Raw genomic sequence first — 14,160 nt, forward strand, 5'->3', positions numbered from 1 at the left:
ACAAGACCGTAACCAAACGTAATGCGCCGTGAAGTGCGGGAGATCCGGTTTTATTGGCCTTCCCGCCCGGAACATTAACGAGATTTAATCAAAACCGGCTCTGGCTCAAAGATTCCGCAGCACCGGCGCCGCCTTGTGGCCCAGCACCCGCCACGTGCCGGCAAGGCCGATGCCGACCGTGACCACCAGTGAAAAGCCGATGGTCGCCACCGCCACCTCGGGCATGAAGTGCGATGGCAGCGTCATGATGCGCGCGACGACGAACCATGCCGCCACACCGCCCGCCGCCAGCGCGAAGATCGCGGTGGCAAGGCCGATCAGCATGTATTCCAGCGAAAACGCGGCGATCAGCGTTTTCCTGGTCGCACCCAGGGTCTTCAGCACCACCGCGTCGTGGATGCGAGCCCGGTTGCCGGCGGCGAGCGCGCCGGCCAGCACCAGCACCGAGGCGATCAACGCCACGCCCGCTGCCGCCCTGATTGCTGTGCCGAGCTGCGCCACCAGCCGGTTGACGATTTCGAGCGCGTCCTTGACCCTGACCGTCGTGACCGCGGGAAAGGCACGCGTGACGGCATTGAGAAGATGACCGTCGTCGGCTGCCGACGCATTCGTCTCGGTAAGCGTCGCCAACCAGCCGTGTGGCGCCCCGGCGAATGTGTTGGGCGAGAACACCATGACGAAATTGATGCCCATTGTTTCCCATTCGACCTGGCGGAAATTGGCGATCTTGGCCGTGATGTTGCGGCCGAGCACGTTGACGGTGACGGTGTCGCCGAGCTTCAGCCCGATCTCGTTGCCTTCCTTGGCGGAAAACGAGACCAGCGGCTCGCCGGCATAGTTCTCCGGCCACCAGCTGCCCTCGGTCAGCGTCGCATTCTCCGGCATCTTTGCGTCATAGGTCAGGCCGCGATCGCCGCGCAGCACCCAGGCGCCCTCGGCCGGAACCTTGACCTTGTCGACAGCGACGCCGTTGAGCGCCATCACCCGGCCGCGCAGCATCGGCACCTTGATCAGCCTGCCCTGCGGCGCCTCTTTGGCGACCAGCGCAGAGAAAGCATCGACGTCGCCGCTCTGGATATCGACGAAGAAGAAGTTCGGTGCCCGTTCCGGCAGGCTGCCCGAGATCTGCCGCCTGAGATTGCCGTCGATCAGCGCCAGCGTCACCAGCAGCGTCAGCCCGAGGCCAAGCGACAGAACCACCGATGGCGTCAAGGCGCCTGGCCGATGGATGTTGCCGATGGCGAGCCTGAGCGCGGTCGAACGCACGCGCGGGCTTTTCTTTGCCGCCCACTGCACCAGCGAGCCGACGACACGCAGCACCAGGAACGACACCACCGTGGCCCCAATGAAGATCGAGGCAATACGGCGGTCGTCGGAAAACAGGATCACCAGTACCGCCAGGAGCAGGGCGATGCCCAATGCCGCGGCGATGTAGAGCGGGTGGGGAAAACCGCGGCCCTCGAAACCCATTTCGCGAAACAGCGCCGTTGCCGGCACGTCGCGGGCGCGGCCGAGCGGAAGCAAGGCGAAAGCCAGCGTCACCAGCAGCCCGAACAGCGCTGCCATGCCGAGGGCGCCGGGATAGAACCCACCTTCCGCCGGCACAGGAATAACCGATTGGAGTGCGGCGCTGGCCGCGAATGGCATCAATGCGCCGAGCACCAGGCCCAGCGTGATACCGAGGGCGGCGATCATCAGGATCTGGACCAGATAGACGGTAAAGACGAACCCGCCCGAAGCCCCTAGGCTCTTGAAGGTGGCGATGACGCCGCGCTTGCCGTCGAGATAGGCACGCACGGCATTGGCCACGCCGACGCCGCCGACCACCAGCGCCGTCAGCCCAACCAGCGTCAGGAATTGCGAGAACCGCTCGATGTTCGAGGACAACGCCGGCGCCGCGTTGCTGCGCGTGCGGATCGACCAGCCGGCCTGCGGGAACTCTTTTGCCGCCTGCTCCTGGATCGCCTTGATCTGTGCGTCGCCGGTGCCGCCGGGCAGCCGGACCTTATAGGCGTTCTCGACCAGGCTGCCCGGCTGGATCAGGCCGGAAGCGGCAAGCCCGTCGGTCGACACCATCAGCCGCGGCGCAAAGCCGAAGCCATCCGACACCGCATCCGGCTCGTTGACCAGCCTTGCACGCAGCTCGAATGTCGCGCTGCCGAGCTTCAGCCGGTCGCCGATGCCAAGGTTCAGCCGCTCGAACAAAAGGTCCGGCGCGGCGGCGCCGAAGACGCCGGATTTTTCGCCGAACAGATCCTCTCGCGACAGCACCGGCTCGGTCTCCAGCGCGCCATAGAGCGGATAGGCGCCGTCGACCGCCTTGGCCTCGACCAGCGCCTGGTCGGAGCCGTCCTCGAGCCTGGCCATCGAGCGCATGTTGGCACTGTGCGAAACCGTGCCAAGCCGGTCGAGGAAGCTGCGTTCGGCTCTGGTAAGATCGCGCTGGTTGAGCTGGAAGCGGACATCGCCGCCGAGCAGCGTCTGGCCCTGGTCGGCAACACCGGCGGAAATCGCTTGCGCGACAGAATTGACGCCGCCGATTGCCGCGACGCCGAGCGCGATGCAGGCAAGGAAGATCAGGAAGCCGGACAGCCCGCCACGCATTTCGCGCAGCGAAAACCGAAAGGCGAGCCTCAGTGTTTGCGACAGCGGCATCAGGCGGTCACCTTGCCGGCCCTGGTGGCCGGCTCAGGCGCGTCCTCGATCAGCCCCGACCGCATCGACACCTGGCGCGAGCAGCGCGCGGCGAGTACCGGGTCATGTGTGACCAGCACCAGCGTCATGCCGCGCTCGGCGGCCTTGGCAAACAGCAGGTCGGCGACGTGCCGCCCCGTCGCCTGGTCGAGATTGCCGGTCGGCTCGTCGGCGATCAAGATGCGCGGCGACGGCGCCAGCGCCCGGGCGATAGCCACGCGCTGTTGCTCGCCGCCAGACAATTCGCCGGGGTAATGGGTGACGCGATCGCTGAGACCGACCGCCGCCAGCTCGCGCGCCGCCACGCCGAACGGATCGGCATGGCCGGCAAGCTCCAGCGGGACGGCAACGTTTTCCAGCGCCGTCATATTGGGGATGAGATGGAAAGACTGGAATACGATGCCGATGTTTCGCCCCCGAAACGATGCGATCTGGTCTTCGCTTTTGCCGTTGAGCAGCTCGCCGGCAATTCGAACCGTGCCCGAATGGACCCTTTCAAGCCCAGCCAAAACCATCAGCAGTGTCGACTTTCCCGAACCGGAGGGTCCAACGATGCCTGTCGCCTCGCCGCCCGCCACATTGAGGCTGACGCCCTTCAGCACATGGACCGAGGAGCCACCTTCACCGAGCGTCAGCGATACGTCTTTCAGCGAAATGACGGCTTCTTCCAAAATCAAATCGTCCTATATGGAGGATGAAGGCTAGAGCATCCGATGCTCGACAAAGATGAAAACCCGCCTTCGCCAACAGATGTTCCTGGTTCATATGGGGCCTGCCGCATGGCTTTCAAACACACCTTTGCCGCAGCCTTCGCCCTTTTCCTCGCCGTTTGCGGCGCCATTTCGTCGGCGAGCACCGAACCCTTCACCATTGTCGGTTTAGGCGACAGCTTGATGGCGGGTTATGGCCTCGGGCCAGGTCAGGGCTTCACCGAAAAGCTGCAGGCGGCGCTTCGCGCCAAGGGCTACGATGTCACGGTCGCCAATGCTGGCGTCTCCGGCGATACGACGAGCGGCGGCCTGTCACGGCTCGACTGGTCGGTGCCGGACGGAACGCAACTCGTCATCCTGGAGCTCGGCGCCAACGACATGCTGCGCGGCGTTTCGCCCGCCATAGCGGAAAAAAACCTGGACGCCATGCTGGCAAAACTGAAGCAGCGCAAGATCGCCGTTTTGCTTGCCGGAATGCGCGCGGCGCCCAATCTCGGCGCCGACTACCAGAAGGCGTTCGACGCAATCTTTCCGCGACTGGCTGAAAAATACGGCGTGCCGCTCTATCCTTTCATTCTCGAGGGCATCGCTGGTCAATCCGTCCTGCAGCTCGAGGACGGCCTTCATCCGAACGCCGGAGGCGTCGACCGCATCGTCGAGGGTATCCTGCCCGGTGTGGAGAAGGCCATTGCAACGGTGCGGGGTAATTCCTGAAGGCGAGGGTTCGCCGCCGCACTACATTCCGTAGGGGAAGCTTTTAGGCAGCCCTGCGACCAACAAACCGCTTGCCCCGTTCGAATATCGATGATTCGCTAGGTGCAAGAGTTCGATTCGAGGACAGGAGGCTTCCCATGCCGCGTCTTTTTACCGCCCTCGAAATACCGCGTGATGCCGCTCTTTCGCTGTCCCTGCTCAGGGGCGGCCTGCCCGGAGCCCGCTGGATCGACGTCGAGAACTACCATCTGACGCTGCGCTTCATCGGCGATGTCGAGGGCCATGTCGCCGACGAAATCGCCAACGCGCTCGACCGTGTTCACCGCTCCTCCTTCCCGCTGACGCTGTCCGGCGTCGGCGCCTTCGGCCAGAAGAAGCCGCATGCGGTGTGGGCCGGGGTCGCCGCTTCGCCCGATCTTTCCGCGTTGCAGGCCGAGATCGTGCGCATCTGCCAGCGGCTCGGCATCCCGGCCGACCCGCGCAAGTTCATGCCGCATGTGACGCTGGCCCGCCTGCGCAATTCGAGCCCGCTCGATGTCGCCCAGTACCTGTCGGCACGCGGCAATTTTTCGACGCTGCCGTTCCGGGTCGGCCGCTTCGTGCTGATGTCGTCGCGCGATTCGGTCGGTGGCGGGCCTTACGTCGTCGAGGAGGCCTGGCCGCTTTCAGGTGCCGACAACCGCATCGCCAGCCGTTTGGTCGGCGCCGCCGACGCTTCGCGGATCATGCGGTAGGCGGATATGACCAGGGAGAAACTAGCAAAAGAGGCGATCCGCGCCGAACTTGCCGGCCTCGAAGGCTGGTCGCTGGCCAAGGATGGCGGCTCGATCACCCGCACCTTCACCTTCAAGAATTTCTCCGAAGCCTTTGCCTTCATGACCCGCGTCGCCCTGGCGGCGGAGAAGATGGACCACCATCCCGACTGGTCGAACGTCTACAAGACGGTAAACGTGACCCTCAACACGCACGACGCCGGCGGCCTGACGGCGCTGGATTTCGATCTGGCCAGAAAGATGAACCGCTATTTCGGCGGCTGAGCCTATCTGCACCTTGCAGCGAGGTTCGGCTTTCACCACATTTTGCCTCGCGGTCATGCGTGAAGTCACGCGACGGCCGCACGGAGAGATTGATGGCGCAAAAATCCGGTTTTGATTTCTTCGGCCCCGGCAGCAAGCCGGGCAACGAGAGTGAAGTGCGCGACAAGTTCTGGCGTACGGCGAAGAAAGCCGCCCGGCATATCCCGTTTATGGAAGAGGTGGTCGCCGCCTATTACTGCGCCATGGACAAGAAAACGCCGCTTCGCGCCAAGGGCACATTGCTGGCTGCGCTCGGCTATTTCGTACTGCCGACGGACGTCATCCCCGATTTTATCGTTGGGCTTGGCTTCACCGACGACATCGCCGTGCTGACCGCCGCGATCACAACCGTCAGCGCCCACATCACGCCCGCGCACCGGCTCGCCGCCAAACAGGCCATCGCCGACAAGAGCTGAGCCGGCACGGCGCAAAAAATCGCGCGAGACTTTCCGGCCGTCAAACCCACCGCCGCACCCGCGCCTTGTAGGCGCGATAGGCATCTCCGAACTTCCGCTCGAGATAGCGCTCTTCCGGCGCGATGACGCCGGTATTGATCACCCACAGCAGGGGGATGACGAGCGCGATAGCCCAAAGACTTCCGGCGGCGACGCCGAGGCCCAGATAGATGAGGGTCGCTCCCAGATATAACGGGTTTCTGGTCCGCCGATAGATACCGTCGACGACCAGCGCCGTCGTTGGCAAGGTCGGTGGTATGTTGGTTCCAGCGGCCTGAAAGCGGCCCGCCGCCATAAAGAGGAACACGAAGCCGCACACCGCGAGCACGGCGCCGGCCAGATAGCGGGCGAGCGCCTGCCCGGCCATGACAGGGAGCGGCGCGAGCACCTCGAGCACGGTTGCCGCCGCCAGGAAGCCGAGGAAAATCAAAGGCGGTAGCGCAATGACCCCGGGCACGTCGGACGCGCCCGATCCGCCCGCCGCCTCTCCGCCATCCGACCGGGGAACCGCGCCGCTAGCCGCCGCGCGGACGGCGACACGAATGCCGAACACGATCGCCAGGACGACTGTGCCGCCCGCGAGGATCAGGACTGTCTCGGAAATGGCCATGGCCAAATCTCCCGTAAGCCGCCAAGGAGGGCACCCTGGCCGAGTGCCGTAGCGACGAACGCAGACATGGTACCGCCTGCAGGGAAATTCGTCACGTACCTCAAGAAAAGCGGGAATCGCCGCGAAACCTAGCTGCTTGAAAAGTCAAACTCTTGCCGTTTTCGTGGCCTCCAAGTCGCGGCAGGGACAGTGCGCCAGCCGCTTTTTCGAGCGGCAGCGCGAAGACGGCGGCGGTTTCCTGGCGTGAACATCCTTTTCTCAGGGGAAATTCACCGTTTGGTAACCCAGATTAAATCAAAATGAAGCGACGGGCAGGACGCCGAGCCGGCCTGCCGCCGCACCAGTGGAATACGGGAAAAGCGATGCGCGGATTGATTGCTATAGTTTCCAGCCTGGCCCTGGTGGCCCTGACGGCGCCCGCGCTGGCGCAGTCGGCCACCAAGATCGGCCAGCATAATGCCTGGGGCACCTACAGCTATCAGGCGTCGGGCGGCGGCAAGGTCTGCTATGTCCTGACCGTGCCAACCGACAAGCAGCCGCCGACGCTCGATCACGGCGACATGTTCTTCTTCGTCAGCCAGCGGCCGGGGCAGCAGGTGTCCTACGAGCCGCAATTCATTGCCGGCTATACCTTCCAGGAGGGTTCCAAGGCCACCGTCACCATCGACAAGAAGTCTTTCTCGATGTTCACGCGCGGCAAGTCGGCCTGGGTCGAGAACGCCGCCGAGGAGCCGGTGCTGATCGCCGCGATGAAGACCGGCACGGACATGAAGGTGTCGGCCAAGTCCGGCCGCGGCAACACCACCACTTACGTCTTCTCGCTGAAGGGCATCTCGGCGGCGCTGGCCTCGATCGCCAAGTGCAAGTAGGCGGTTAGGCGCGGTCTTCCCTTCCCTCCTTGTGGGAGAAGGTGGATCGGCGCGCAGCGCCGAGACGGAAGAGGGGTGTTGGACGGAACGCGGTCGGCGCCAAGCTGGAACACCCCCGACCGAGCTACGCTCGGGCCACCTTCTCCCAGGGGAGAAGGGAAGACCACCTGCATGACTCCGCCGCGAACCTGTGCTATGCGCCGCGCTTCATTTCGGGCACGATGCTGTATTCGGCCGCAAATCGCTTATATTGGCGCAACAATGACCCTTTCATTCGATCTCACCACTGAGGGCGCGCGTGACGCGTTGCGCACCCGCACGACGCCTGAAAAGCCGTCGCTGATCGGCCTGACGCGCGCCGAACTCGGGGCCGCCCTCGTCGCCGCCGGCATCGTGCCGGAGCGCCAGGCGAAAATGCGCGCCCAACAGCTCTGGCATTGGATCTATGTGCGCGGCGTTTCCGACTTTGCCGGCATGTTCAACATCTCCAAGGATCTGCGCGCCGCGCTCGACAGGCATTTCACCGTTGCCAGGCCCGAGATCGTCGAGGAGCAGATTTCCTCCGACGGCACGCGCAAATGGCTGTTCCGCTTTCCGCCGCGCGGCGCCGGCCGGCCGGTCGAGATCGAGACCGTCTACATTCCCGAAGAAGGCCGCGGCACGCTCTGCATCTCGTCGCAGGTCGGCTGCACCCTGACCTGCTCCTTCTGCCACACCGGCACGCAGAAGCTGGTGCGCAACCTGACCGCCGAGGAAATCCTCGCCCAGCTTTTGACCGCCCGCGACCGGCTCGGCGATTTCCCCGACCGCGACACACCCGACGGCGCCATCGTGCCGGCCGAGGGCCGGAAAGTGTCCAACATCGTCATGATGGGCATGGGCGAGCCGCTCTATAATTTCGAGGCGGTGAAGAAGGCGCTGCTGATCGCATCCGACGGCGATGGGCTTTCCCTGTCGAAGAGGCGCATCACGCTCTCGACATCGGGTGTCGTGCCCGAGATCTTCCGCACCGGCGAGGAGATCGGTGTGATGCTGGCGATCTCGCTGCACGCCACCAATGACGATCTGCGCGACCTTTTGGTGCCGATCAACAAGAAGTATCCGCTGAACGAGCTGATCGCTGCCTGCCGGGCCTATCCCGGCCTTTCCAACGCCAAGCGGATCACCTTCGAATATGTGATGCTGAAGGACGTCAACGATTCGATCGAGGACGCCAAGGCGCTGGTCAAGTTGCTCAAGGGCATCCCAGCCAAGATCAATCTGATTCCGTTCAATCCGTGGCCGGGCACCAACTACCAGTGCTCGGACTGGGAGACGATCGAGAAATTCGCCGACTACATCAACAATGCCGGCTATGCTTCGCCGATCCGCACGCCGCGCGGCCGCGATATCCTCGCCGCCTGCGGTCAGCTCAAGTCGGACTCCGAGCGTATGCGCAAGGTCGACCGGCTGGCGCTGGAAGCGATGATGATCGCGGGGCATGGCGAGGTGTGAATCGCGTCGTCGCCTATCTGATCCGCTTCGCCGTCATCCTTGTCGGCTATGGCGTTGCTTCGCTGGCGGCAAGCGCCTTCCTTAACATCATGTTCCTGGCGTCTCTTGGGCTGATGACGGACGAGACGCAACCGGCGGCGCCGGCTTCGCTGTGGTTTTCAGTCCCCTTCGTCGGGCTGTTCGTCGCCTATTTCGCTTTCATGCCGGCGGCCATCGCCATCCTGGTTTCCGAGATCCTTGGCCGGCGGGACTGGCTGTTCTATGCACTGGCGGGCGCGGCGGTAGCGGCGGTCTTCCTCGGCTTCGTCCACCAGACGGCCGATGCCAATTTCGAGGTTACCAACACCAGCGTCATGCTGGCGGTGATCGGCTGCGGTATGGTCGGCGGTATTTTCTACTGGCTGAGCGCCGGGCGCTCGGCCGGAAGCTGGCGCCAGATCAGCGCATGACCCCGAACCAAAGGTTCGGAAAGGATCATGGGCAAAATGAAAGTACCTATTTCGACTGGGCCGTCAGGATCTTGAGCGCGAAGGCCGAAAAAACTCCGGCAAACAGATAGTCGACGACGCGGGTCACACGCGGGCTGGATTTCATCGCGGCCGAGAATTTTTCCGCCGCCAGCACCATCGGCGCCGTCACCGGGATCGCCAGCACGACGAACATCGCGCCGAGGAAGAACAGCTTTCCCGGCGCGTTGGGATCATGCGCTGAGACGAATTGCGGCAGGAAGGTCATGAAGAACAGGATGATCTTCGGGTTGAGCAGATTGACCCCGAGCCCCGCGGCCCAGCTGCGGAACAGCGAGATTCTCGGCCCGCTCTTCTTCTCCGGTGAAAACGCCGACCCTTTTGTGATCGCCTGCCATGCCAGGAAGACCAGATAGCCGGCGCCGAAAATCTTCAGCACGAAGAACGCCATCGGCGAGGCGACGATCAGCGCCGAGACGCCGACAACCACCAGCGTGGTGTGAATCAGTGTGCCGCACAAGGCGCCGGCCATCGAGGCAAAGCCGGTGGCACGGCCCTGGCTCAGCGTGCGCGAGACGAACAGCGTCATGTCAGGCCCGGGCGTGATCGCCAGGATGAAGGTGGCGATGGCGAACTGGATAAGCGTCGTACTGTCGGGGATGAAGGACATGGCTCGTCTCATAGCGGCAAAAAAAAAAGACGGCGCAGCCATAGCGCAAGAGCCTTATTCTCGCCAGCCACTGGGAGATACAGCATCTGGTCCAGGCCACCGTTCGTCCCTTGCGCTGGCCTAAAACGCCGTGATACCTCGCCCGCGAAGAACTCCTGTCGCGGAACCGCCCACCATGTCGAAAGCAAAAGCCGTCAAGAAAGTCGTGCTCGCCTATTCCGGCGGTCTCGATACCTCGATCATCCTGAAATGGCTGCAGACCGAGCTCGGCGCCGAGGTCGTCACCTTCACCGCCGATCTCGGCCAGGGTGGCGAACTGGAGCCGGCTAGGCGCAAGGCCGAGATGATGGGCATCAAGGACATCCGCATCGTGGATGTCCGCGAGGAGTTCGTATCCGATTTCGTCTTCCCGATGTTCCGCGCCAACGCCGTCTATGAAGGCAGCTATCTGCTCGGCACCTCGATCGCCCGGCCGCTGATCTCGAAACATCTTGTCGAGATCGCCAGGGAGACCGGCGCCGACGCGATCGCGCATGGGGCCACCGGCAAGGGTAACGATCAGGTGCGTTTCGAGCTTTCCGCCTATGCGCTGAACCCCGACATCAAGGTCATCGCACCCTGGCGCGACTGGTCGTTCAAGTCGCGCACCGACCTGATCAACTTCGCTGAGCAGCACCAGATCCCGGTGCCGAAGGACAAGAAGGGCGATGCGCCGTTCTCGGTCGACGCCAACCTTCTGCACTCCTCCTCCGAGGGCAAGGTGCTGGAGGACCCGTGGAGCGAGCCGCCGGAATTCGTCCACCAGCGCACCATCTCGCCGATGGATGCGCCCGATGAGGTCACCGAGATCGAGATCGAATTCCTCAAGGGCGACCCGGTTGCGCTCAACGGCAAGAAGCTGTCGCCGGCAACGATGCTGGCGGCGCTGAACGATCTCGGCCGTGACAATGGCATCGGCCGGCTCGACCTGGTCGAGAACCGTTTCGTCGGCATGAAATCGCGCGGTGTATACGAGACCCCCGGCGGCACCATCCTGATATCGGCCCACCGGGCGATCGAATCGATCACGCTCGACCGAGGTGCGGCCCACCTCAAGGACGAGTTCATGCCGCGCTATGCCGAGCTGATCTATAACGGCTTCTGGTTCGCGCCCGAGCGCCTGATGCTGCAGGCGATGATCGACAAGAGCCAGGAAGATGTCGAAGGCACGGTGCGGCTGAAGCTCTACAAGGGCAACGTCATCGTCACCGGCCGCAAGTCGAAGAAGACGCTCTATTCCGATGCGCTGGTCACCTTCGAGGACGATCGCGGCGCCTACGACCAGAAGGACGCCGAAGGTTTTATCCGCCTCAACGCGCTCAGGCTTAGGACATTGGCCGCGCGCAGCCGCACGGGTTGAGCCAAACACTATTCCAGGAAAACCCGGCGGAGACGCCGGGTTTCTATTTGGTATCCCTCGCGGGACGGAGGGATTCTGATAATGAAAACGCCATTTTTCTCCTGCTTGCGGCAGCCATCGTCTTTATTGGATGCCAGTCCTCGCAGGCGGCCTCGAAACGCGAGCAGAATCCAGACGGGTGCATCTCTGCTGTCCACCTGTGGAGCATCACGCTCAAGCACGATATCGCCTCTTTCATGGGCGTCTCGCAGGAGCACATGCCGGCCCTGTTCTGCCAGCGCCTTGCCGAAGGGGTGCGCACCGGACGCATCAGCTACTCCGACATAAACAGCCTGCAGCTAGATCAACCGACCGAAATCTGGATGGTCATCAAGGGCAAGTCAAAGGCGGCTGCTAGGGCCACCCCGGCGCCGCGGAACCCCAAATTCCGTACCTGCTCAAATGTTATCACCGGCTCCTTCGAGGTTGCCGCTTCCGAGAAATGCCCCTTGGGCGGCAGCTCCTCGCAAGCTGCCGGAGTCCCGACGGTGATCGAGGGCAGGCCAAAGGCGGCTCCTTCAACGCCACGGAACTCCAAGTTCCGTACCTGCTCAAATGTTTACGCAGGCTCCTTCGAGGTTCCCGCTTCCAAGAAATGCCCATTGGGCGGCGGTTACGTGAACAATTGAGAGCCCAGGCGCTCGCCTCTCTTGGCATGCCACACGCACCGACAAAAAAGCCCGGCACACGGCCGGGCTTTTTGTCGAACGGACATTTCTAGTCAGCCGCCGTCGATCGCGTCGGCGATCTGGGCGATGGCCTGTTGGTAGACGCTCGCGGAATTCCAGCCGGCAATTGCACCGATATTCGCCTGCGCGCTGGCGCCCGGTCGCCAACCATGACTCTTGAGGAAGTTGGCGGTAGAAGCCAACGCAGTGGCCTTGTCGCGCAGGTTTTTGTTGCCTACGCCATATGTCAAAACATTTCCGGGCAGGAACTGCGTGTGACCAATCTCGCCATGCGCGGCACCGACCGACGAGGCGCTCAACGCTCCGCGATCAACCAGCTTCAGGGCCGCAATGGCATGCGGGTAGAAGAACTCCGGACGGCGGCAGTCATAAGCGAGCGTTAAAATGGCGGAGACCGTATTCTGGTTGCCCATGGCGGAACCGAAGCCGGTTTCCATGCCCCAGATGGCGAGCAACACGCCCGGCGACACGCCGTAATTCTGTTCGATCTTGTCGAACAGCGCAGCATTGGCCTTCTTCAGTGCACGGCCCCTGGCAATGATCGCGGACGCGCCACGGCGCTTCATGAAAGCTTCCACCGAGCCGCTGAAAGCCTTATGGATGGCGCGGTCGACGGAGATCGTCTTTGTCGCGTAGGTTGCGCGAGCCAGAGCGGCCAGACCCTTCGAGCCGACGCCGTCGGCCTTGGCCTCCGCGGCGAACTCCGGTTTCCACGCCTCGAAGCCGGCGCCGCTCTTGCCACAGCTGGCCGCCTGCGCGCCCGTCGCCAGCGCAAGCACCGCCACCACCGTGGCCACTACAAACATCTTCTTGGCAAGAAATGCCATGCTGCTCTCCTGGTTGCCTGAATCACGTTCCCAATTGCGAACTTGCCTGCGAAACACCTGCTTGTCACTGCCCCGGCGCCACGCCGATGCACTCAATACAGCAGGAACCTCAAATCCACCACACTGGCGGACGCCCGGGAATTTGCCTACGATCAAGTAATTATTGTGGCGGGGGCAGAATAAGCATGGAAGACGTTGATGTCGTGATCATCGGCGCCGGTTCAGCCGGGCTTTCGGCTGCCAAGACCCTGCGCGCTGCCGGTTTTTCCTTCAAATTGTTGGAAGCGATGAACCGCATTGGCGGCCGCGCCTGGACCAGCGATCAGCATTTCGGCGTGCCGTTCGACATCGGCTGCGCCTGGTTGCATGCCGCGGACCGCAATCCTTATTTTCCCGAGGCGAAAGCCGCCGCCTGGACGCTTCACCATCACGACATGAATGTCGATCATCTCTACTACCGCGAGCGAAAGGCAAGCGAAGCCGAAGAGGCGGCGATGAAGGTGGCCGACGCAAGGCTGTTCGAACTGGTGGCGGCACATCAGGTGAGGGAAGGCGACGACGACCGTCTTTCGGCATTGCTCGCCAAGGGACACGCGCCGCGCGCCGCCGCAACCTTCGCCGGGCCGATGGATTTCGGCGCCGACGAGGACGAGATATCGATCCGCGACTTTCAGGCCGCCGCCGATCTCGATCCGAACTATTTCACCAGGGAAGGCTTCGGTACGCTGGTTGCGCGCTTCGGCGCCGATGTGCCGGTGGAACTGTCGACGCCGGTGCGCAAGATCGTCTGGGATGGGCCGGGCGTAGCCTGCGTCACCGATCGCGGTACCATCTGCGCCAAGGCGGTTATCGTCACCGCCTCGCCGGCAGTGCTCGCCTTCGAGGAGATTGCGTTCTCGCCTGCACTCCCCGACGCGCATTTCGCCGCCTTCTTCGACCTGCCGATGGGCATGCTGACCAAGCTGCCGGTCGAAATATCCGGTACAAGGCTCGGCCTGGAGCCGTTCGACGATTTGCTGATCGAGCGGCTGGCCAGACACGACATCTACTTCCTCTGCTTTCCCTTCGACCTCGATCTGATGGTCGGTTTCGTCGGCGGCGATTTCGCCTGGGAGATGTCGGCGGCGGGCGAGGCGGCCGGCATCGACTTCGTCGTCGACCGGCTCTGCGGCATCTTTGGCGGCGACGTGCGAAAACATGTCGGACGCGCGATGATGACCAATTGGGGCGCTGAGCGGTTCGTGCGCGGCGCCTATGCGGCGGCGCGGCCAGGCCGCTCGCAAGCGCGCGCCACGCTGATGCAGCCGGTGGCGGAAAAGATCTTCTTCGCCGGCGAGCATTTGGCCGGTCCGCTGATGCAGACGTGCGGCGGCGCCAGGCTATCGGGCGCGGCAGTGGCCAAGGAGGTCGTCGCCCAGCTTGCGGCAAAATAGCGTCGGCCGGCAGG

15 protein-coding genes are annotated in these 14,160 nt (G+C 63.3%); 10 read left to right on the plus strand and 5 right to left on the minus strand.

What is annotated here, in order from left to right:
* Positions 1-105 precede the first annotated feature (105 nt).
* Positions 106-2,655 carry an ABC transporter permease gene (locus NKH17_RS15290; protein ID WP_352899072.1) on the minus strand — a complete coding sequence of 850 codons (2,550 nt, stop codon included), beginning with the start codon at positions 2,653-2,655 and terminating at the stop codon, positions 106-108.
* Complete coding sequence (locus tag NKH17_RS15295) at positions 2,655-3,365, minus strand: ABC transporter ATP-binding protein (protein WP_352971311.1); 711 nt, start codon at positions 3,363-3,365, stop codon at positions 2,655-2,657. Before NKH17_RS15295 ends, NKH17_RS15290 begins: the two co-directional genes overlap by 1 nt.
* Positions 3,366-3,473: 108 nt before the next feature.
* Here NKH17_RS15295 and NKH17_RS15300 point away from each other — a divergent pair, with 108 nt between their 5' ends.
* The 4 genes from NKH17_RS15300 (at position 3,474) to NKH17_RS15315 (ending at position 5,610) form a co-directional block, all read left to right on the plus strand.
* Positions 3,474-4,118 carry an arylesterase gene (locus tag NKH17_RS15300; RefSeq protein ID WP_352479682.1) on the plus strand — a complete coding sequence of 215 codons (645 nt, stop codon included), beginning with the start codon at positions 3,474-3,476 and terminating at the stop codon, positions 4,116-4,118.
* Between the two features lie 137 nt (positions 4,119-4,255).
* Entirely contained in the window at positions 4,256-4,852 is a 597-nt protein-coding gene (gene thpR, locus NKH17_RS15305; protein WP_352479683.1) for an RNA 2',3'-cyclic phosphodiesterase, read from the plus strand.
* A gap of 6 nt (positions 4,853-4,858) precedes the next feature.
* On the plus strand, positions 4,859-5,155 hold the full coding sequence (locus NKH17_RS15310) for a 4a-hydroxytetrahydrobiopterin dehydratase (protein ID WP_352479684.1): 297 nt from the start codon (positions 4,859-4,861) through the stop codon (positions 5,153-5,155).
* Positions 5,156-5,247: 92 nt separating this feature from the next.
* Entirely contained in the window at positions 5,248-5,610 is a 363-nt protein-coding gene (locus NKH17_RS15315; protein WP_352479685.1) for a YkvA family protein, read from the plus strand.
* Positions 5,611-5,650: 40 nt separating this feature from the next.
* On the opposite strand, the gene NKH17_RS15320 is transcribed toward NKH17_RS15315, so the two are convergent.
* A complete protein-coding gene (locus tag NKH17_RS15320) occupies positions 5,651-6,259 on the minus strand; it encodes a methyltransferase family protein (RefSeq protein WP_352479686.1) in 609 nt (202 codons plus the stop codon).
* A gap of 362 nt (positions 6,260-6,621) precedes the next feature.
* On the opposite strand from NKH17_RS15320, the gene NKH17_RS15325 reads away from it, so the two are divergent.
* From NKH17_RS15325 to NKH17_RS15335, 3 genes are all read left to right on the plus strand, one after another.
* Entirely contained in the window at positions 6,622-7,128 is a 507-nt protein-coding gene (locus tag NKH17_RS15325) for an invasion associated locus B family protein (RefSeq protein WP_023721899.1), read from the plus strand.
* A 261-nt stretch (positions 7,129-7,389) separates the two neighbouring features.
* On the plus strand, positions 7,390-8,622 hold the full coding sequence (rlmN, locus tag NKH17_RS15330; protein ID WP_352479687.1) for a dual-specificity RNA methyltransferase RlmN: 1,233 nt from the start codon (positions 7,390-7,392) through the stop codon (positions 8,620-8,622).
* Entirely contained in the window at positions 8,619-9,071 is a 453-nt protein-coding gene (locus NKH17_RS15335; RefSeq protein WP_352899076.1) for a hypothetical protein, read from the plus strand. The genes rlmN and NKH17_RS15335 overlap by 4 nt, the downstream gene beginning before the upstream one ends.
* Positions 9,072-9,117: 46 nt before the next feature.
* On the opposite strand, the gene NKH17_RS15340 is transcribed toward NKH17_RS15335, so the two are convergent.
* Positions 9,118-9,759, minus strand: coding sequence for a LysE family translocator (locus NKH17_RS15340; protein WP_352899078.1), 642 nt, complete (start codon positions 9,757-9,759; stop codon positions 9,118-9,120).
* 175 nt (positions 9,760-9,934) lie between these two features.
* On the opposite strand from NKH17_RS15340, the gene NKH17_RS15345 reads away from it, so the two are divergent.
* Both NKH17_RS15345 and NKH17_RS15350 read left to right on the plus strand, forming a co-directional pair.
* A complete protein-coding gene (locus tag NKH17_RS15345) occupies positions 9,935-11,158 on the plus strand; it encodes an argininosuccinate synthase (protein WP_352899082.1) in 1,224 nt (407 codons plus the stop codon).
* Positions 11,155-11,826 (plus strand): hypothetical protein, encoded by a 672-nt coding sequence (locus NKH17_RS15350; protein WP_352899084.1) that lies wholly within the window; start codon positions 11,155-11,157, stop codon positions 11,824-11,826. Before NKH17_RS15345 ends, NKH17_RS15350 begins: the two co-directional genes overlap by 4 nt.
* 92 nt (positions 11,827-11,918) lie before the next feature.
* On the opposite strand, the gene NKH17_RS15355 is transcribed toward NKH17_RS15350, so the two are convergent.
* Positions 11,919-12,713, minus strand: coding sequence for a lytic murein transglycosylase (locus NKH17_RS15355; RefSeq protein WP_352650244.1), 795 nt, complete (start codon positions 12,711-12,713; stop codon positions 11,919-11,921).
* A gap of 185 nt (positions 12,714-12,898) precedes the next feature.
* Here NKH17_RS15355 and NKH17_RS15360 point away from each other — a divergent pair, with 185 nt between their 5' ends.
* Positions 12,899-14,146, plus strand: a complete 1,248-nt coding sequence (locus NKH17_RS15360; RefSeq protein ID WP_352650245.1) for a flavin monoamine oxidase family protein — start codon at positions 12,899-12,901, stop codon at positions 14,144-14,146.
* Positions 14,147-14,160: the final 14 nt, after the last annotated feature.

Origin of the sequence: Mesorhizobium sp. M1334, from assembly GCF_040317995.1 — a bacterium.
Taxonomy (GTDB): domain Bacteria; phylum Pseudomonadota; class Alphaproteobacteria; order Rhizobiales; family Rhizobiaceae; genus Mesorhizobium.